The organism is Pedobacter paludisoli, assembly GCF_052344095.1.
Lineage (GTDB): Bacteria > Bacteroidota > Bacteroidia > Sphingobacteriales > Sphingobacteriaceae > Pedobacter.
Genome location: NZ_CP179926.1, coordinates 3,318,947 through 3,340,618, shown reverse-complemented (window position 1 = coordinate 3,340,618; position 21,672 = coordinate 3,318,947). Strand labels below are relative to the sequence as shown.

The window sequence follows — 21,672 nt, the reverse complement described above, 5'->3', positions numbered from 1 at the left end:
TTAACGTTCTCTGTATGTTAAACTTTTAATTTTGCCAAAGCCGGTAAAGCTTTTATACAGAACTAAATCCCCGTTTACTGCAGGTACTGTGTAAATATCTAAACTTCCATTGCTCCCCTCTGGCAAAGCGCTGTCATAATAACCAAGCATTAATTTGTTTGAATCTTTGTATTTAAGCGTATTCTTAAATTCATAAAACTCTAAGTAAGAAACTTTCTTGATTCCTAAATCAAGCATTAGTTTCGTTGTTTTTGAAGACATGTCGTATTCATACAATTTACCATCTACACAATAAAACAGATAGCCTAAATCTGGGCTCACAGCATAAAATTCTGCATTGCTAAAATTAGTTGCAAGAATTTCAGCATAGTACGATTGTGCGTTGCTGATGGCATTAAATCTAGCTAAGTATCTTTTCGAATTAACGGGGTCTTTAAGTACTGTAAACACTTCGCCTCCATTAAATGAAACCCATCTCATATAAAGGGCGTCCATCCCTGTATTAAAACTAAATAATTTTTGAGCACCAGTTGGGTCTGCTAATGTCGAACACGTTAAAGCTGTACCAGAATGTTTCAAAAATCTGCGGTTATCTGTATCATAGAATAGCGCAACCTGAGGTGATTGAAGTTGATTATTGCCCGCAATAAACGGCGCTAAATTAACTTCTCTTTGCTCTGCTGTAATGTAATTGATTGGTGCTGAATAAAAAATATTTTGCGAACGATCATAATAATAAACATCTTTGTTACCAAGCATATAGGCAGAGCTACTTCCGCGCTGTCTGATTACATCCGCATAAAAACCCTCTGGAATATTTCCGTACATTTCATAGGTTAACCCCATTGTCTTTGTCCATTTAAACGTGTTTGGATCTGCTTTTTGTGTACCTTTATCCGTGCCGAAATAAAAACCATAATTAATAGCATCTGACCCCAGTAAAAGACCGGTATTATAGGTATAGGTAAATACAGGTTTACCAGTCAATTTTAAATCAGATCCAGTAGTAGTTAGTAAATCTGTAACCAAGTCAAAATCGCCAGAAGCCTTGAGGGATAACACATCCACTCTTGAATTACCTGCTACATCACACAGCATGAACCAACCTTCGTTTATTTCATTTACAACTTTTAAAGTAAATGAATATCTGAATTTTACGCCGGTCGTTTTATCTGTTACTGAATAATAAGCTGTATATGAATTGGCTACCAGAGTCATTTTTAAATCCAGGTTTTTGGTAGTAGCCAAGGAGAACAATTTATTTCCTCCTACTCCATTAGAGCCAATGTAAGACCACTCGTAGCTATATCTAGATTCATCTGTTCCCGAATCCTGGGTAAATTTCAAGTCTGGGGTTAGTACAAATTGCTTACCATAAATAGCCGTTACTTCTGTCGCAACACCAGAAACGGTAGACAGCTCGTTTATTTCAGTATATGTATAATTTCCCAGATCCTTTTTGCAAGCATTCAAACAGGTTGCAATACCAAGGGACATTATTAATAAATATTTTTTAAAAGTCATAATCGTAATTTTTAAGATTTGATTTATTGAACTGCTGAACCCATAATCATCTCATTTCCATCGTCTTCGTAGACTGTTCTTCCTGCTTTTCTTTCTTCATTCAGGTATCGCTGCATAAAGCTTCCGTAAGCAAGCATCTCAGCAAGAGAAGCAGTTGTGTCCATATAACTTGGATCAACTCCCAACACAGCAACCATTAACGTTAATTTCGCTCTTGAAAAGGTTCCTACGTAAAGGTCAAACCAACGACCAGGTCTTTTTATAATATCATTCACATACCATTTATAGGTAATAAAGCTTATTTTTTGCCTTGTTGTTGTATTGATAACTTTATCTCTCATTTCTGTAGCAAAATTTTCATTCGCTTCCAGATTAAAAATCAACTTGAAGTTATTTGTCTGCATATCTACAGTCCTAAAAAATTTGATTTTTACTGTATCCTGAAATTTATTTTTTTTGATGGTAAAAGTTTTAGGTAATTCCGCATAATGCTTCCCAACAATAGCTGTTGATGCCGGATCTACCGATAACTTATAAACTCTATCCTGATCACTGAGTGCTCCAGTCGTTTTAATAATCATATTCACTGTCGAATCTTTACTTTTCGCTAATGAAAAAGACATGATGGTAGAGTCCTTTATTATATCACCAGTAAACACAGGCAATCTTGATGATTCATTAAAATAGATATCATTTTTCCCTTGATAGGTTTCTAAACCTTTTTTACAGCTGCTTGCGCAAATCAGTAGAAGTAACCCTACTACTATATAAAATTTATTTATTTTCATGTGGTTTTTCTTATTCGTTAACGATATTGAGTTTCTTCCAATGGCAATGGAACTACCGGTACAATGGTAATATTTCCACTACCTGTTCCATTCCCCACCGATGTAACATTTCTACGTTTGTAGTAATAAAACAATTGACCTTCACCAAAAAAGTCTTTCTGATATTCCTTTTGTAATTCAGTATTTACATTTACGGTTGCCGCCAAATTTGTTAGTCCTCGGTTAAAACGAACCACATTTAATTGGGTTATACCAGTAGCCGCAACCGGTTCACATTCTGCGGCGATATAATACATTTCGCTAATTTTTAGTATTGGAATATAAAATCTAAAGGTCTTCGTCTTGTCGACTACATCTGCGTATTTATAAAATGTTTTATACGCTTTTATACCTGTAGTAGGTATCTGCCAGTTTAAATTGTAGCGGTAATCACTTTCATTTGATTCAAAAACGGCTGTTAATCTAGTTGTCGCTGGAGCTAAGATGTTTTGGTCATTAACTGCAGGATCGAATAAAGCAGTATACCTTGTGTACAATTGTGTATTCATTGTACCAAAAATCATTTCAGTAGAAAAAATACGATCAGGATTTACTTTTTCAGTTAATGCATTCGCGGTGGTAGTCCATTTAAAGTAATCAGCTTTTTGAATAACCACTTTTGCAGCCTCAAGAGCCGATACCTTATCTCCTCTATATAAAAGTGCTCTTGCTTGCAGTCCTTTTACCGCGTAATAATTTAATCGTAAGTTTCTTGAACTTTTTGTAAAATCTGCATTCCCCGTTGAGGTAGCTGCGTTTACGCCCGCTGTAATGATTGGATCAGCACTTAAAAGCGCTTCTGCGCGCGCAAAATCAGTCAAAACCTTTTGCATTACTTGGTTGGCTGGTAAAAGTGGATTAACTTTAGATTGGCTACTTTCATAGTACGGAATTGACTGTTTTGTTGAATCCGCCGTACTATATCTAGGACCGTAAATACGTAAGAGGTCAAAATGTAAAAATGCTCTCATTGCGATTACTTCTCCCCTATATAAGGCCTCAGTCTTCGCATCTAAAACCCCTGGGTACTTATCCAAATTTTCTAAAAACGCATTGATATTTAAAATATTAGCATACGCTTGTGTCCAAATAGCAGAAAATTTAGTAGTTGCCGGTGCATCTGTATAGGCATAGGTTGCAATTTTATACAAGGCATGTGTCGAAGACAAATTATACCTTTGTGCTAAAATATCCATAGTTGATAACGTTAGGTTATCTCCATATAGGTCATTCTTTCCTAAGTTAACATATAAACCATTTAATGCTGTATTGATACCCTTTTGTGTGGTAAATAATTGATCTTCTAACACCTTATCTTCTGGCTGAACATCAAGAAATTTTTTGCACGACCCGAATAATAAAACCAATAAGGTTGCGATTAATTTAATATAATTCTTTTTCATCTCTTTAAGGATTAAAATGAGGCTCTGAAACTAAATGCCACAGTTCTAGCATATGGATAATCTATCCCACGCTCTCTTCTTACTGTTGATACGTTAAAAATATCGGAAGTCATTGCATTTACACTGATTGAACGCATTCCTAGTTTTTTAACCCAATTTTGACCATCAAAACGATACCCTAAATTGATCGATTCTCCGCTAATAAAGTTTTCTTTCTGTACAAAACGAGAAGAAATTGGTGTTGTTGATGTTTGAGAAATCGCTTTGAATTGTGCAATATCACCTGAGTTTTGCCATCTATCGTACAAAGCTCTTCTATCCTGATTTAGCGTGATGTTTGTGTAACTGATATTTTCTACTTTATTAAACAAAGCGGTATTAAATACATCCCCACCTAAACTGTATCGGAGATTTATACCTAAACTGAACCCTTTAAACGTAAAGTTGGTTGTCAATACTCCTTGAACGGTAGGAGTAGTATTGCCTACATCAGAAATATTTGCACCGTTATAGTCGAACGTATACTGACCTTCTGGGGTTAAATAAAGTTCCCTTCCTGTTGCAGGATCGATGCCTAATGATTTTATCGCCCAAATAGTTTCTGGACTATATCCGTCTGTATAGCGTAAGGTTGTCTTACTTATTTCTTGTTGTTTATTTAATGAAGCTAAGGTATTCCCAAAATTATCGTATTTGCTTTTATACGCTGAGGCCGTTACCCCTACCATTAATGAGATTCTTTTTGCGGTATTTCGAATTGGCAAGTAATTTAATTTCGCTTCCATCCCATTATAGCTTAATGTACCCACATTCAACGGGTAAGAAAATACTCCTGTAGATGCAGGCAAATCAACAGCAACCACCAATGGATCCGTTTTTTTACTGTAGGCATTTAAATAACCCGTAAAGCGGTTGTCAAAAAAGCTGAAATCAATACCAGTACTTATTTGTGTCGTTTTTTGAGGCGCTAAATCTGGATTTCCCAAGGTAGTTACACTAACCCCTTGTCCGAAAATATTGTAGTTGCTATTGCTGTTGAAATTGTATACAGATAGGGATGTGATGTTTCCATAATTTTGATTCCCTGTTACCCCAATATTGCCAAATAATTTTAATCTGTTTACCCATTTAGAGTTTTTAAGAAACGCTTCGTTCTGCATGTTCCAACCTAAACCAAAAGAGAAATAAGGCGTAAATTGTTTATTAGACCCGAAAGCTGTAGAACCATCTAAACGGTAAGATGCATCTGCCAAATATCTGTTATCATAGGCATAGTTTCCAGAAAATGTACCGTTTAAGGTTCTGTATACATTCGAAGCTGATGAAGGAACTCCTCCTTCTGCATAACCATACGCAAAACGTGGATTACCCTCACTTCCTAGGGGAAATCCTTCTAACCTAGTTCCATAACTTTCGTTTTGATTCTCATTAATAGATGCCCTGAAATTCGCGTTTAAAACATGTTTCTCAGCAATTGCCTTATAATAGGTAAGCACGACATTTCCCTGATACGATAAATTAGTTGCTCGGTTATCGTTATAACTACCCTTCTTTAAAAGTGCTACATTCTCAAATTCGCTATTTTCAGGCGATTTGTAGATTTCCGTGTTCGTGCCCCCTTTTGTAATTTGAATCGATCCGTTTAACCTAAAGCCATTCGCAAAATCATAGTTAATATTTAAATTGTTCTGAATTTCTAAGTTACTCGTGCGATTGTATTGTGGTAACAATGCATCGTATAGCGGATTGGCTACTACTATTCCCGAACCTAAAGATGTTCGCGTAGTCTCCAAATAACGATTGGTATAGTTTTTTTCATAATACGGATTGGTATTTACGTATTTACTAAATGAGCCGTAAGGCGAATTGTACGAAGAATAACCTCTGATATAAGTAACGTTGTTTACGCTTACCTTATTTTTTCTGTAAGTAAGGTTAATGCTACCGCTGTAACTATCTCTCCCAGATCCTTTCATCGTACCTGATTGAGATTTATAATTCATTCCTACTCCATACGTAAAAACCTGATCACCTCCTTCAACAAAAATAGAGTTGTTATCACTATAACCTGTTTGCAATGGCTCACTTAACCAATAACTGTCAACGCCTCTTCTTATGTCCATTAGATGCTGGTTATATAGTTGATCTAAAAACACTTGCTGTGTTGGATTTGATTCTGCTACGGTATATCTACCTGATAAACGCTCAAACTCTAATTTTTCAGCCGCATTCATCATATTATAAACGGATAAATCTGGGCTTTCAATTCTAAAATCGTTGGTATAAGAAAGCTTAAGTTCGCCTGCTTTTGGACGGATGGTTTCAACAACCACAACACCATTGGATGCTCGCGCACCGTATAAAGCCGTCGAAGCCGCATCCTTCAGAATCGTTACGGAGCCAACTCTGTTCATATCTAAATCTACAATGGTTTGTAATGTCGTTTCAAAGCCGTCTAAAATAAATAAAGGCTGGTTTGGGTCCGAACCAAATTGATCTCTTAAACTCGCATTTGGCACGCTACTTTTTCCCCTAACCTCGATGATAGGCAAAACATTTGGATCAGATCCAGACAAATTGTTTTCCATTAAGAGAAATGAAGGGTCAAGCGTTCTTAAACTTTGAATAATGTTGTTGTTACTAATCATCTTCAATTCTTCGCCAGTAAAGATTGCTGTACTACCCGTAAAGGTATTTTTATTTCGGTTAATCCCTGTCCCTGTAACAATTACTTCTTTATCCAACGTGGTAGTACTTTCTTTCAACACAATAGAAGTCGAAAATGTACCTCCGTCTTTTACCTCTCCAGTAATGGTCTTCGTTTCGTATCCAATAAAAGAAATCGTAAATGTGTAGGCTCCCGCAGTTAATTTTTGAAAGGTAAACACACCTTTATCATTGGTGGTTACCGTTGTTTTGCCCTTTGTTGACACATTTTGAGCAACTACCACAGCACCTACAATGGTTCCTTTTGCATCTTTAACCATCCCTCGTACCGCTGGAGTTTGTGCATATCCACTAAGCCTAAAAAAAAGGCAAAGCAGTAGCAGTAGCGCATGTTTTGGAACATGCATTTTAGTAAAAATTTTAATCATGAAATGTTTGGTTGGTTTAGTTGTTTATAGCTGTATTTGTTTGTTTTCTGATTATATACCCTTTCTCATTTTTCTCAACCACCAAATTGTTAAGCGCACAAAGCATGGTTAAAAAACTTTCCATTTCATCGTGTCCAAATTCATATTGGCCAGAGAAAACCATTTTGCTAACCAATTTGGTGTTGTATTCTATTTTTACGTTTAACTCCTCTTGCAGCGTATTAAATACATGCTCAAGTGGTTCATTGTTAAATGTGATGCCTTTTTCAGTAATAATTACTTTATTAATTGTCAACAAAGTCTTCTTCCCAGTAACAATCTCATTTGTATTGCTAATAAATGACTGAAAGGTTTTCATATTGACTGTAAAAGATTTACCAGGCTCCAAATAAACTTGCTGAACCCCTTTTTCTCTTAATTTCTCCTGTGGTTTTACAACCACTTTTCCTTCTAATAATTCAACTTTTGTAAAAGGAGATTTTTTAAACGCCGTAATTCTAAACACGGTTCCTAAAGCTGTAGTGGCCAAATTATTCGCGTAAACCGTAAAAGGTTTTGTTTTGTCTTTATGTACTTTAAACAACCCCTCCCCAATTAACGTAACATCTCTCTTTCCATGATCAAATGGATAAAAGCTAATTTCTGTATTCGGATTTAACTCAACAATGGTTCCATCGGGTAAAATATTGGTTTTTACATGCTTACTCGTATTAATAAAACGCGTCAATTTCCGCTCGGTATTTTTCACCTTTAGCGGTCGGTCGTTTTGAGCTAAAGGAATGGGCTTTATTTCTTGCGATTTATAAAAAAACAACCCTGTTGATACGACTAAAAGTGCCGATGCAGCATATCCAATGAACCTTAATTTTGCACGCTTTGCCTCACGTTTGTAGTGTATATGGTTTAAAACATTTACAAAAACCCGATCAGAAACTTCTTTATTCACCAACTCGGTAGGCACATAGTTCTCCCATTCGGTAGGGTCTAAGTATAATTTTCTATTGATTGGTTCTTCTAAAAATTTACTTACCCAACGCGCTTCTTCAGCCGTACAATGACCGGCAAAAAACTTTTCAACAAGTTTTTGATCTACGTGCATAACTACATTACGTTTTTGAATACAAAAAACCCTTACTCAGAAAAATATATTTTTTATTTTCTTTAAAAAATTGAATTTGGAGACTAAATTTTCATGAAAATGATACGATTTTAATCCTTAAATGAGGTTAAAAAGATAAAGAATCTTTGTTTAGCTTAACCAGAAAACAACTACAAGCGAAATAATAGAAGAAAAAGCCGCACGAAGCTCTTTTAAAGCTTTTGAAATATGTGTTTCTACTGTTTTTGGCGAAATAGACAATAATTCTGCAATTTCCTTATAAGAATATCCTTCTCTTTTGCTTAAATTAAAAACTCTTTTCCGCATAGGTGCCATTCTTTCAATTGCCCTATGCAATAAATCGTACTCCGTTGAATCATTCACCGCATGAGTGGATTCAGCTTCCACAATACTTAAATGTTTTTCATTTATTGCATTCTTTCTAATCTGATCAATTAAAATTGATCCCGCCATTTGAAATAGCTGAGCCGATAAAGTATAACCTGTAGATAAATTTTTTCGCTTCTCCCAAAGTCGAATAAAAGTTAATTGCACCACCTCTTCCGCTATGAATGCTGAGTTTGTTTTTTTCAACACATATGCATATAGTTTTTGGTTATGCAAACCATACACTTTTTGGAATGTATGTAAACAGCCAGAAGATAATTCAGCTATATATTCCATGGAGGATTTAAAGCTAATAAGGATGGTTAATTTTATTAATTAGAGAGCATTAGTTCTCCAAATATATTTTAAGATTTGCTAAATAACAAATCTTCTTAAAAAAAGCCAGTTTTTTGAGCTGTGTTTTTAAAAAATTTAACAATACATAGGTTGCATATCATTTTTGTAGCTATTTATTGTTGATTACTCGTCCATACTGGGGTGATTTTTCCGATAACGTAAAAATTAATTCTCTTTAAATTCATTTAAATAATTTCTACATTTATGTTGATATGGTGTCAAGTAACTACAACGAATTGCTTAAAAAAATTGATGAATTTATCCGAAAATTCTATCTCAATAAAATTTTACGCGGCAGTATTTATGTCGCAGCGGTTTTATTAGCTCTCTACTTACTCCTGTTTGTTGCCATTTACTATATACATCCCTCAACATCGCTAAAGACCTTTCTTTTCTTTAGTTATATAGGCATATCCCTCTTATTGGTTGGTTTCTTAATAATGAAACCACTTCTTTCGATGCTTAAACTGAACAAACACCTATCGTTCGATGAAGCTTCGGTAATTATTGGAAATCATTTTTCAGACATTAAAGATAAACTCTTAAATACGCTACAACTACATCGTTTAGCTGAAAACCAACCCGACAAGAATCAGCTCCTATTGGCTAGCATCAATCAAAAAATACTGGAGTTAAAACCAATTCCTTTCTATTCAGCCATCCAAATCAATGACAACAAAAAATATCTAAAATTCTTATTCGTTCCCATATCGCTTATTGTCCTGATTGGCATAATTGCGCCAAGCATTTTGCGAGAAGGTACCCAAAGCTTTTTAAAATACAACGAATACATGGCGCCAAAAGCTCCTTTTGAATTTTCTATTTTAAATAAGAAACTTACTGTTACACAGGGTGATGACATCACTTTACAAGTAAAACTAAGCGGCGACGAATTTCCAGATGAAGTTTATGTTGAAGATGGAAAAAACACCTATAAACTCGAAAAAGAGAGCATTAGTTTATTTAATTATAGCATTAAAAACGTACAAACTGATAAAAAACTCATTTTCAAAGGCGCTGGTTTTAGCTCTCCAACCATAACCCTATCTGTAAAACCACGCCCTGAACTGCTCAATGCCCAAGCCGTACTCATATTCCCCAGTTACATTGGCAAACCGCATGAAACGATAAACAATGTTGGTGACCTATTATTGCCAGAAGGAACAAAAGTAATCTGGAATTTAACCACTTCTAAAAGCAATTCTTTACTTTTTATATTAAATGGAAAACAAAACCTATTGAAAGTTCAGGATAATCGGCTGGATTTTGCTGCCGTGATTAAGAACAACACCAAATATAGCATTACGCCTAAAAACGAATATGTTACACCTAGCGATTCTTTAACACATCAAATTACGGTTATAAAAGATCAAGCGCCAAGAATCTTGTTGGATGAAAAAATCGATTCTAACAACGTAAAATTAATCTACTTCAGTGGACAAGTTACGGATGATTATGGCTTTAGCAGACTAAGTTTCAAATACCGAATCAAAGAAAATAATAAAGTTATTAGCACGATTACCCAAAATATCGCTATAAAAATCCAGACATTGCAAAATAATTTCACGCACTACCTCGATATTCGAAATATCACACTTAAACCCGGACAGGAGCTTGAATACTACTTTGAAGTTGCCGATAATGATGGCGTAAACGGAGCAAAAATTACCCGATCGGAAGCGAAAACCTTTAAGCAGGCCACACCAAAAGAAAGCGCAGCTCAAATAAATGCCAACAATCAAGCATTAAAGCAAAAAATGGAATCGGCTATCCGATTAGCCAATAACATTGAAAAGGAAAGCAAAAAAATAGCTGAAAATTTAATCGACAAAAAACAAATCTCATTTGAGGATAAAAAGCAAATTGAAGCCCTGCTCAATAAACAAAAGGAGTTGGATAAGGCTCTTGAAGAGATTAAAAGTTTGAATGAAAAAAACAATCAAAATCAAGAAGATCAACGCCAATCCGATGAATTAATAGAAAAGCAAAAACAAATACAAGAACTCTTTGATAAAGCCTTAAACGAAAAAACAAAAGAGCTTCTACAGAAACTTCAGAACTTGTTACAAGAACGCAATAAAGACTTAACTCAAAACGAGTTATCTAAAATGCAATTGGACAATAAGACATTAAAAAACGAATTAGACCGTGTTTTAGAGCTGTATAAACAACTTGAGTTTGAACAAAACTTACAAAATGATATTAACCGATTACAAGATTTAGCTAAACAACAAAAGGATTTAGCTGCACAAACAAAAGATAAAAAAACGAATAACGCAGACCTAAAACAAAAGCAAGATGCGCTCAACAATGAAATGCAAGATGTAAAAGAAGACTTGCAAAAATTGCAAGAGAAAAATCAAGCACTGGAAAGACCAAATGCTTTTAACAACCCTCAAAAAGAGGTACAGAAAATCCAAAAACATCAGGAAGAAAGTAAAGAAGCACTTCAAAAAAACGATCAGAAAAAAGCTAGTGAAAGCCAAAAAGATGCCGGAGAAGAAATGGAAAAATTGGCTCAAAAAATGAAAGAAGAACAAGATGCCGGAGAAGAATCGGAAGCCAATGTAAATGCAAAAGAACTTCGACGTTTGCTTGAAAACTTATTGATTACCTCTTTTGAACAAGAAAAGGTGATGCTTACTTTGAAAAAAATGACCCCAGCCGACCCTTCGTACACCTTGCAGGTACAAAAGCAACGTAGCCTTAAAGACAACCTTAAAACCATTGGAGACAGTCTGTATTCGCTTAGTAAGCGGGTTCCTCAAATAGAAAGCTCCGTAAATGAAGAGCTCAATAAAATTAACTTTAATGTAGATAAAAGCTTAGATCAGTTAAGTGAGCGACGAACAGCCGAGGCAAACAGGTATCAGCAATATACCATGACTTCTATTAATAATTTGAGTTTAATGCTAAGCGATGCCTTAAAACAACTCCAAAACATGCAAAAAAACGGCAAAAGTGGATCTAATGGGAGTAAAAAACAAGGAATGAAGCAACTCTCGCAAATGCAGGAACAACTCAACCAGAATATGCAACAAGCCCGCGAAAAAATGCAAAAAAGCGGAAATCAAGGCCAGGTTGGCAAAGGTCAAATGAGTCAAGAGCTTGGTAAAATAGCACAACAGCAGCAAATGATTCGTCAAGCCTTGGAAAAAATTAATAGAGAGGAAAACAAAGATGGCTCTGGAAAACTTGGAAACTTAAACCAAGCTATCAAAGAGATGAAACAAACCGAAAGCGACCTCGTAAATAAAAATCTCCAACAAGAAACAATCAATCGTCAAAAAGACCTTTTGACCAAGCTCTTGGATGCTGAAAAAGCCGAGCGCGAACAAGATGAAGATGCTAAACGCGAAAGTAAAGCTGCCAAAGATTTTCCACCGCAATACAAAAAATTACTAGCAGACTTTCAAAAACAACAACAAAACGGTTCAGATGTATTGCAAAAGCTTCCTCCAAACATGAACTATTACTATAAAACCAAAATTGCTGAGTATTTAAAAAGCTTGAATAAGTAAAACCTCGGAATATCCAAACAATATCCTTTGTTTAGGCTTCGTAGGTAGACGATTATTAATTCATAATAATTAAGCGAATTACTCAAATCTATTACTGGCAGCAACTGCATAAAATTAGGTTCCAAGCCTTTTGTACTATAATTTAATGAAACCATAGATCTGTTTGAACCCATATAGGCGAGCAGCAAAACAGGTGCATAGTAAAAATTCCTTCTGTAAATTTGGGTTTGTGAACTCCTAGATTCGCCTTTAATAGTACTTGGAACAACATTTATTCCTGCCGTAAATTTAAGCCCCTTGTAACTATTACATCATTCTAAATTTATTGACACAGTATATATGCCTAAAAAATAAATTAAAAACTAAAAATTTTGTATTACAACATGTAAAGCGGAGTTGAGAGCACACATGTTGAGTATTCGGTTATTCTTTTGATAAGAAAGAATAAAAAAACGATATTCAAAATATTTTCAAAATAAAAAACAGCTTCAATTATTAATTACATTTGTCCTCAAAAAGAATGTTATGCCTTCAATCAATTTTTTCACCGAGTCCATCAAATACAACCTCCCTCAAAAACTTAAAATAAAGAAGTGGTTAAAAGCAGCTATTGAAAACGAAAGTTTTAAACTGCAGGAACTCAATTTTATTTTTTGTAGTGATGAATATTTATTGGAAATAAACCAACAATACCTCAACCACGACACCTATACCGACATCATTACCTTTGATAATTCAGAAGAAGAAAAAGTGATTGTAAGCGATATATTCATCAGTATTGAACGCGTAAATGAAAATGCTAAAACCTATAAAACCTCCCCTTTTGATGAGGTTTGCCGCATCATGATTCATGGAACGCTTCATTTGTTAGGCTATAAAGACAAAGGAAAAGAAGCCAAAAACTTAATGACCCAAAAAGAAGATCAGTATTTGGCTAGCCGTATAGATTTTGATTTAGTTCTTTCTTAATCTCACAATTCTATATTACCCCTTCAATTTTCATAAAACAGCTCTTTTCATAGCTATGCACTTTCCATTGGTATAGAAGAATAGCCCGTTCGTCTAGTATAATGTTCATCTGATATAAATAAGATCCATAGCGCGTAACACATGCGTGCTTTGGCTGTCTTATATACATACCATTTAATTATCCAGTATATATTGATAAAAATATTTAGTTTAGTTTTAGTTAATTATGAACAGCGGAGGAGCGAGTCCTACCGCTGTTTTTTTGGTGAAAACAATCTATTTAAATTTAGACTTAATTAATTTAAAGTCATCATAATACCTTATAAACACAATAAAATAGTTTGACACTAGGAATAGCATACACAAATATTTTATACGTACTTTTGCTGTAATTTTCTTTTATAAATCTGAAATACACAACACTTTGAGCACTTTAATTGCGGCAGAAAGCTTGGGTCATGGTTATCACGACGAATGGCTATTTAAAAACTTAACCTTGGGTATTAATTCGGGCCAGCGCGTTGCATTGGTAGGAATTAATGGCGCGGGAAAAAGCACCTTATTGAAACTACTAGCAGAACGATTTCCTCCGCTAGAAGGTAAAATAGTAAAAAATAAATCTGTTAAAATTGGTTTTTTAGACCAAGAGCCACAATTCAACGAGGGTTACTCTATCAGTGATTTCATTTTTTCATTAGAAAATAAACAACAACAATTAATAAAAGAATACGAAGAGTTAATTGAAAACCCCAATCCCGATGAGAAAACACTTAATCGTTTATACGAAGAACTAAGTGAACACAATGCATGGGAATACGAGCACGAAATAAAAACTATTTTGAGTCGTATGGGAATTACCCATCTTCAACAAAAAATTGCGACCCTATCGGGAGGTCAAAAGAAACGTTTAGCCTTAGCTAAGCTTTTAATTGAAGATCCTGAAATTTTAGTGTTGGATGAGCCAACCAACCACTTGGATATTGACACCATTGAATGGTTGGAAAAACTATTAACCACAGGACAAAAAACTATACTATTAGTAACGCACGACCGTTATTTCTTGGATAATGTTTGCAATACCATTGTAGAATTAGACCGTGGTAAAATATTTAACTACAACGGAAACTATGCTTATTTTCTAGAAAAGAAAGCAGAAAGAGAAGCGCTTGACGCCACTGTTTTACATAAAAATCAACAATTACTTAAAAAAGAATTAGAATGGATGCGTCGTATGCCACAAGCGCGTGCAACGAAATCGCAAGCTAGAATTGATGCTTTTTACGATTTAGAAGAGAAAACAAAGAAAAAAGCGGACACTGGAAACATCACTTTAAAAGTTAAGATGAGTCGTCAAGGTGGAAAGATTATAGAACTTCACAACGTTAAACAAAATTTTGAAGACCGTTCGATTATCAATGATTTTAGCTACACATTTAAGAAAGCGGATCGCATTGGTTTAGCCGGAAAGAACGGAACAGGTAAGTCTACCCTACTTAACATCATTACAGGATATTTAACCCCTGAAGGAGGAAAAGTAGAAAAAGGAGAAACAACCGTTTTTGGTTATTACAAACAAGGGGGACTAAGTTTTGATCCAAAAGAACGTGTAATTGATATTGTTAAGTCGGATGCAGAATACATTAAGATGGCCGATGGTTCAACAATTACAGCATCTCAATTATTGACACTATTTCTCTTCCCTCCTAAAAAACAACACGGGATGGTTGAGAAACTAAGTGGCGGTGAAAAGAAACGTTTGCACTTAATGAAGGTTTTGATGCAAAATCCAAACTTTTTAATTTTAGATGAGCCTACAAACGACTTGGATATTGACACTTTAAACGTATTGGAAGAATTTTTAGAAAACTTCCCAGGTGTATTAATGCTCGTTTCTCACGATCGTTACTTATTGGATAAAATGAGTGATCAATTGTTTATCATGGAAGGCGAAGGTGTTGTTACTGTATACAACGGAAACTATTCTGAATATCGATTAAGTTTAGAACAACCTAAAAAAGCAGAAACAAAAAAACCTGTAAACACTCCAACAGAACCGGTATCACAGCCTACTAAAACAAGTAAAAAACTTAGCTTCAAAGAACAAAAAGAATTAGAAGAAAGTGAGAAAGGCATATCGGAAGCAGAAGATAAAATAGCCGATTTAAACAAAGAACTCATCCTTGTTGATTCTAGCGATTACAAGAAAATTCAAGAACTCAGTACAGAAATAGAAAAACAACAAGCAAAGTTAGATGAGTATACCATGCGTTGGTTAGAACTTTCAGAATAAAAAATATCCGATGTTCCACGTGGAACATCTTAAAAACAAAATAAATTGTTCCACGTGGAACATTAAAAAGATAAACAATGTTTTCAAAATACGATTTGATTGTAGTGGGTGCCGGACATGCCGGCTGCGAAGCTGCCGCTGCTGCTGCAAACTTAGGTTCTTCCGTTTTGCTTATAACCATGAACATGGGCACCATTGCACAAATGAGTTGCAATCCCGCTATGGGCGGCGTAGCAAAAGGACAAATTGTTCGTGAGGTAGACGCTTTAGGTGGATATTCCGGAATTATATCGGATAAATCTACGATACAATTTAGAATGCTCAATAAATCAAAAGGTCCTGCCATGTGGAGCCCAAGAGCACAAATTGACCGTATGCGCTTTGCAGAAGAATGGAGATTAGCGCTAGAAAACACACCTAATTTAGATATCTGGCAAGACAATGTAATTGGTCTATTAGTAAAAGACAATACGGTTTACGGAGTTAAAACATCTCTAGGAATTGAAATAGAAAGTACTGCAGTGGTACTAACCAACGGAACCTTTTTAAATGGAATTATCCATATTGGTGAGAAAAAATTTGGCGGAGGTAGAACTGCTGAGAGAGCTTCATCAGGAATAACCGAACAATTAATCGAATTAGGGATGGAAGCCGGAAGAATGAAAACTGGTACCCCACCCCGCGTAGACGGAAGAAGTTTGGATTATTCAAAAATGGAAGAGCAATGGGGCGATGAAGATCGCAGCAAATTTTCATTTACAGATACACCCGTTACAGAAGATCAACGTTGCTGCTGGATTACCTATACCAATCTAGATGTTCACGAAACCTTAAAGGAAGGTTTTGAAAAATCACCCATGTTTACTGGTAGAATCAAAGGTTTAGGTCCAAGGTATTGTCCTTCGATAGAAGATAAAATTAATCGCTTTGCAGAACGAGATAGACATCAAATATTTGTAGAACCTGAAGGATGGAATACCTGCGAAATTTATGTAAATGGTTTTTCTACCTCTTTACCAGAGGAAGTACAATTTAAAGCATTACGCCAAATTCCAGGTTTTGAACAAGCCAAAATGTTCAGACCAGGATATGCGATTGAATATGATTTCTTTCCACCTACTCAATTATCTCTAACGTTAGAAACTAAATTAATCAGCAATTTATTCTTAGCTGGTCAAATAAATGGAACAACGGGATATGAAGAAGCAGCTTGTCAAGGTTTCATGGCGGGCATTAATGCACATCAAAAAATTCACGATAAGCATGAATTGATCATGAAACGTTCTGAAAGTTATATTGGTGTTTTAATTGATGATTTAGTAACGAAGGGAACCGAAGAACCATACAGAATGTTTACCTCGCGCGCAGAACACCGTTTATTGCTGCGTCAAGATAATGCAGATATTCGCCTCACTCCTATTGGCTATGAATTAGGTCTAATCAATGAAGAGCGAATGGACAAGGTAAAACAAAAAATTGCCAATTCAGATGCACTTGTAAAATTCACCAAAACACAAGGCATTGAAATGGCTGATGCCAATCCAATGCTTGAGAGTTTAGGATCGGCAGCATTAAATCAAAATGTAAAAATCCATAGCTTGATTAGTAGGCCACAAGTAGGTTTACAAGATGTTATCAAAGTAAGTAAAGCACTTGCAGAAAATACAGCTAACTTAGATAAGGAAACAATTGAACAGGCAGAAATCAAAATAAAATACGAAAGCTATTTCCAGAAAGAAAATGAGATTGTAGAAAAAATGATGAAAATGGAAGATCGAGAAATAAATCCAAATTTTGATTACAACAAAATTGTTTCCATCTCAAAAGAAGCCCGTGAAAAATTATTTAAAATAAAACCACGAACATTAGGTCAAGCTTCTCGTATTTCTGGTGTTTCGCCTTCAGATATATCAGTTTTAATGATTTATATCAATAAGTAATTGATTTTCAGCAAGTTAAATTAATTAAAAACGACTTTAAATAAATAGATATAAAGCAATAAAAAAATATTTTAATCATATTATTCCAAAAACACTTAAAATTCGGCAGAACGCTTTAAAATGCAAAATTTAAAATATCAGTATTTTCATCTCAAAAATCTAGTGCTTGCAAGCGCGCTGCTCTTGCTTTCATCTTGCGCAAGTATGCAAAGTCCGCAAGGCGGACCTCGTGACTCCATACCTCCACAAATTTTAAACATGACTCCAAAAAATCGAACGCGTAATTTTTCAGCTAAGAAAATTACAATTGAATTTGATGAGTATTTTAATATTAAAGATGAAACAAAAGAATTTTCAATTTCGCCAGAACAGGAAACACCACCCCTCTTAAGAAAAAGAAAAAAAAATTTAGAGATTGTATTTCAAGATTCTTTAGAGAAAAATACAACGTATACGTTAAACTTTGGTAAAGCAATTGCAGATGTAAATGAAAGTAATACGGTTAAGAATCTATCTTATGTCTTCTCTACAGGAGCTGAATTGGATTCCTTATATATCAGCGGTAAAGTATTACATTCCTTAACTGGAGAAGCTGAGAAAGAAGCTTTGGTATTTATTCTACCCATTGAAAGAGATACGTTATTTGGAAAGAAAAAAGCATCTATCTACACGTATACGGATAGTTCTGGTAACTTTAAATTAAGTAATTTAAGGAGAGGAATGTATAAAATATACGCTTTAAAAGAGAGCAGTGGAGACAAAATTTACCAGCAGGCAATTGATGATGTGGCTTATCAAAAAGACCCACTGACCTTGGATAAAAATATAGAGAATATCGATCTACATCTATTTAAAGAACTTGCTAGTGATTTCAGAGTAACGGATCGTAAACTAAATAACGATGGAAGCATAACACTTGCCTTCAATCAGCAATTAAAATCACCCAAAATAACAATATCACAACCAACTGATTACGAAAAGGATAAAAAAATATACTTCAACAAAACGAATGATACGGCTAAAATTTGGTTAAAAGATTTAACCTTCGATTCGGTTAAAGTTAATATCGAGGAGCAAGGAAAAGTATTGCAAACTGTCAATTTTTCAAGAGGTAAAAAAGACACGTATACGCAAGAGTTAAATATTCAAGACAATGTAAATGGAGGAAAGCTAAGCCCTTATACACCCTATACAATTGATTTTAATTTTCCAATTGCAGCTACAGATCCAAGCAAAATCATTCTATTAGAAGATTCCGTTAAAAGAACTGGTTTCGAATTAGTAAAAGATACTTCTAAGTTATTACAATATGCTATAAAATATCCTTGGAAAAATAAACGAACATACATTGTGAAATTTCTTCCAGAAGCGTTCACCGCTATATACGGGGTTAAAAATAAAGAAATAAATAAAACATTCGTTCTTGGAACAACAGATGAATACACCACTTTAGTTTTAAATACTACAGTCCCAGATACAAGCAAAAACTATTTGATACAATTCTTAACGGAAAAGAAACAGGTAATTGAAACATTTTCTATAAAAAAAGATACGAAAATCACGTTTAGTAAACACTTAGCAGGAAAGTATATGGTTCGCGTTGTGTACGATGAAAATAAAAATGGTATTTGGGATACAGGTAATATAAAGGAGAATATGCAACCTGAAAAAATATGGTACACCCCAATTCTCATGGACTTAAAACCAAATTGGGAAAGAGAGGATCCCTTACAAATCCCCCCTCTAGTTAAATAGAATTAAACTTCTGAAAACCAGCTACTATACATCATATAATTATCTGGTAATCTATCTAATAAAGCCCTTTGCTCATCCGTAATGGGCTTTATTTTTTTTGCAGGTGTACCTGCGTATAAATATCCCGTCTCACATTGTGTATTTTCTAAAACAACGGAACCTGCAGCAATAATACAATAGGATTCAATGACCGCATGATCCATAACAATCGCACCCATACCAATCAATACATGGTCATGAACCGTACAACCATGTACAATTGAATTGTGACCAACTGAAACACGATTACCGATATGTGTAGCAGCTTTTAAATACGTCGCATGAATAACTGCACCATCTTGAATATTAGATTCCTTACCGATTGTTATGGTGTTAACATCGCCTCTAATAACAGCATTAAACCAAACAGAACAACCATCTCCCATTATAACATCACCTACAATAGTCGCATTTTCGGCAATAAAACTGGGTTTTCCTAAAACTGGAAATTTATCTTTTACGGGTAATATAACAGGCATATTTATTTCTAGTTGAGTTTTATAAAACAGTATCGATTAGCTCCACATTATGATATGGGTAATCAGTTGTATAGTGCAACCCCCTACTTTCGGTTCGCTGCATGGCAGATTTAATAACCAAATAAGCAGTTTGAATTACATTCCTTAATTCACAAAGTTTAACAGATACCTTATTCTTCTTATAAAATTCTTCTGTCTCTTGATGAATTAAAAACAGTCTTCTATAAGCCCGTTCCAATCTAAAATCTGAACGAACAATTCCTACATAATCACCCATAACTTTTTGTAATTCACGCAAATTATGTGTCACTAAAATATCCTCATTACTTTGTGTAACGCCTTGCGTGTCCCAATCAGGTATATTATCAGGAATAACATTCTTTTTAAAATTCTCTACAGCATCTTGAAAAATTCGATGCGCAAAAACCGTTGCCTCTAACAAAGAATTAGAAGCTAAACGATTCGCACCATGCAAACCAGTTGAAGAACATTCACCACAAGCATATAAATTCTTGATAGATGATCTACCATATTCATCAACCAAAATACCACCACACATGTAATGAGAAGCCGGTGTTACAGGAATATAATCCTTGGTCATATCAATACCGATGGATAAACATTTCGCATAGATATTTGGAAAATGCTTCAAAATATCTGCCTTTTTTCGCATGGTAATGTCTAAATAAACATAATCATCACCCGATTTCTTCATTTCATTATCGACTGCACGAGCAACTATGTCCCTGGGTGCTAATGATTTACGTTCATCGTACTCATGCATGAACTCTTCCCCATTCTTGCGACGTAAAACACCACCAAAGCCTCTAACAGCTTCTGAAATTAAGAAAGAAGGATATTCTCCAGGATGGTATAAAGCTGTAGGATGAAACTGAATAAATTCCATATTTCTAACTTTTCCTTTTGCTCTGTAAACCATGGCCATTCCATCCCCTGTAGCAATTACTGGATTCGTAGTAGCAGAATAAACGTGTCCAGCACCACCAGATGCCATCACAGTCACATTTGCTAAGATCTTTTCCACATCGTTAAGCTCTGTGTTAAAGGCATATACGCCAAAACAGTTAATATCTTTAGTACGCTTATCCACAAATTCACCAAGGTGATGTTGTGTTATCAACTCTAATGCGAAGTAATGTGTTAATATCTCTATGTTTTCATTCTCGTGAATTTCCTTCAAAAGAACACGTTCAATTTCATATCCAGTGATATCTTTATAGTGTAAAACGCGATGCTCAGAATGACCACCTTCCTTCGCTAAATCATAAAAACCACTGGTATCTTTATCGAAATTAATACCGTAATCTATGATCTCCTGAATACGCTGAGGTCCCTCTTTTACAACGATTTCCACAATTTTTTCATCGCATAAACCATCGCCAGCAATCAACGTATCTTGAATATGCTTTTCAAACGAATCATCTTTATCAACCACCACCGCAACGCCTCCTTGTGCATACTTTGTGTTCGATTCATCCTCATTTGATTTTGTAACAATCAAAACCTTACCAAATTTTGCAGCTTTTAAAGCAAAACTCAAACCTGCTATACCTGAACCAATTACCAGAAAATCTACTTTTCTCATCAATAAAACCTTTATTTATAATAAATGTTAACAACTGTTTATAAACTGTTAACTATATGTACAAATTATTCTAACAAATAAATTTGAATGTTTAAAGCTAAGCTAAAAACACAATTTGCCACAATCTTTTCCGCATTTTTTAAGCAGAATTATACAAGTTATTGACTTTTTACACACTTATAAACAATTAACATTTCGTTATTGATAAAAATAAAGTCATTTTTAAATAATGCTGAAAATCAATACTATCGACGTTGAAAAATGTAATCTAAATGTTAGTAATCTGCGAATAACTCATTTAAACAACTTTTTTTTTGAAATTTGCCAACATTACTAACACACTAATAAACATTAAAGATTTATTTAATTAAAAATTTTATT

General features: G+C 34.7%; 13 protein-coding genes. 5 read left to right on the top strand and 8 right to left on the bottom strand.

All coding sequences use genetic code 11. From position 1 onward, the window contains the following. The 6 genes from ACJVDK_RS13725 to ACJVDK_RS13700 all read right to left on the bottom strand — a co-directional run bounded on the left by ACJVDK_RS13725 (position 1) and on the right by ACJVDK_RS13700 (position 8,632). A complete protein-coding gene (locus ACJVDK_RS13725; RefSeq protein ID WP_443937238.1) occupies positions 1–1,524 on the bottom strand; it encodes a PKD-like family lipoprotein in 1,524 nt (507 codons plus the stop codon). A 23-nt stretch (positions 1,525–1,547) separates the two neighbouring features. Beyond that, positions 1,548–2,312: a DUF4843 domain-containing protein gene (locus tag ACJVDK_RS13720; RefSeq protein WP_443937237.1), complete on the bottom strand. Its 765-nt coding sequence runs from the start codon at positions 2,310–2,312 to the stop codon at positions 1,548–1,550. 17 nt (positions 2,313–2,329) lie between these two features. Next, positions 2,330–3,754 carry a RagB/SusD family nutrient uptake outer membrane protein gene (locus ACJVDK_RS13715; RefSeq protein WP_443937236.1) on the bottom strand — a complete coding sequence of 475 codons (1,425 nt, stop codon included), beginning with the start codon at positions 3,752–3,754 and terminating at the stop codon, positions 2,330–2,332. Between the two features lie 11 nt (positions 3,755–3,765). Continuing rightward, entirely contained in the window at positions 3,766–6,849 is a 3,084-nt protein-coding gene (locus ACJVDK_RS13710; protein WP_443937235.1) for a SusC/RagA family TonB-linked outer membrane protein, read from the bottom strand. Positions 6,850–6,865: 16 nt separating this feature from the next. Beyond that, the gene (locus ACJVDK_RS13705; RefSeq protein WP_443937234.1) at positions 6,866–7,948 is read right to left on the bottom strand and encodes a FecR family protein; all 1,083 of its coding nucleotides are present in this window, start codon (positions 7,946–7,948) and stop codon (positions 6,866–6,868) included. Between the two features lie 150 nt (positions 7,949–8,098). Beyond that, positions 8,099–8,632, bottom strand: coding sequence for a sigma-70 family RNA polymerase sigma factor (locus ACJVDK_RS13700; RefSeq protein ID WP_443937233.1), 534 nt, complete (start codon positions 8,630–8,632; stop codon positions 8,099–8,101). Between the two features lie 272 nt (positions 8,633–8,904). Between ACJVDK_RS13700 and ACJVDK_RS13695 the strand changes: the two genes are divergently transcribed. The 5 genes from ACJVDK_RS13695 to ACJVDK_RS13675 all read left to right on the top strand — a co-directional run bounded on the left by ACJVDK_RS13695 (position 8,905) and on the right by ACJVDK_RS13675 (position 19,167). Then, a complete protein-coding gene (locus ACJVDK_RS13695) occupies positions 8,905–12,213 on the top strand; it encodes a DUF4175 family protein (protein ID WP_443937232.1) in 3,309 nt (1,102 codons plus the stop codon). 525 nt (positions 12,214–12,738) lie between these two features. Next, positions 12,739–13,182 (top strand): rRNA maturation RNase YbeY, encoded by a 444-nt coding sequence (ybeY, locus tag ACJVDK_RS13690; protein WP_443937231.1) that lies wholly within the window; start codon positions 12,739–12,741, stop codon positions 13,180–13,182. 424 nt (positions 13,183–13,606) lie between these two features. Further along, entirely contained in the window at positions 13,607–15,472 is a 1,866-nt protein-coding gene (locus ACJVDK_RS13685) for an ABC-F family ATP-binding cassette domain-containing protein (protein WP_443937230.1), read from the top strand. Between the two features lie 77 nt (positions 15,473–15,549). Then, positions 15,550–17,412 carry a tRNA uridine-5-carboxymethylaminomethyl(34) synthesis enzyme MnmG gene (mnmG, locus tag ACJVDK_RS13680; RefSeq protein ID WP_443937229.1) on the top strand — a complete coding sequence of 621 codons (1,863 nt, stop codon included), beginning with the start codon at positions 15,550–15,552 and terminating at the stop codon, positions 17,410–17,412. Positions 17,413–17,532: 120 nt separating this feature from the next. Beyond that, complete coding sequence (locus ACJVDK_RS13675; RefSeq protein WP_443937228.1) at positions 17,533–19,167, top strand: Ig-like domain-containing domain; 1,635 nt, start codon at positions 17,533–17,535, stop codon at positions 19,165–19,167. A gap of 2 nt (positions 19,168–19,169) precedes the next feature. Here ACJVDK_RS13675 and ACJVDK_RS13670 read toward each other — a convergent pair whose 3' ends face one another. Continuing rightward, on the bottom strand, positions 19,170–19,685 hold the full coding sequence (locus tag ACJVDK_RS13670; RefSeq protein ID WP_443937227.1) for a gamma carbonic anhydrase family protein: 516 nt from the start codon (positions 19,683–19,685) through the stop codon (positions 19,170–19,172). A gap of 19 nt (positions 19,686–19,704) precedes the next feature. Further along, a complete protein-coding gene (nadB, locus tag ACJVDK_RS13665; RefSeq protein WP_443937226.1) occupies positions 19,705–21,291 on the bottom strand; it encodes an L-aspartate oxidase in 1,587 nt (528 codons plus the stop codon). Between the last annotated feature and the right edge of the window lie 381 nt (positions 21,292–21,672).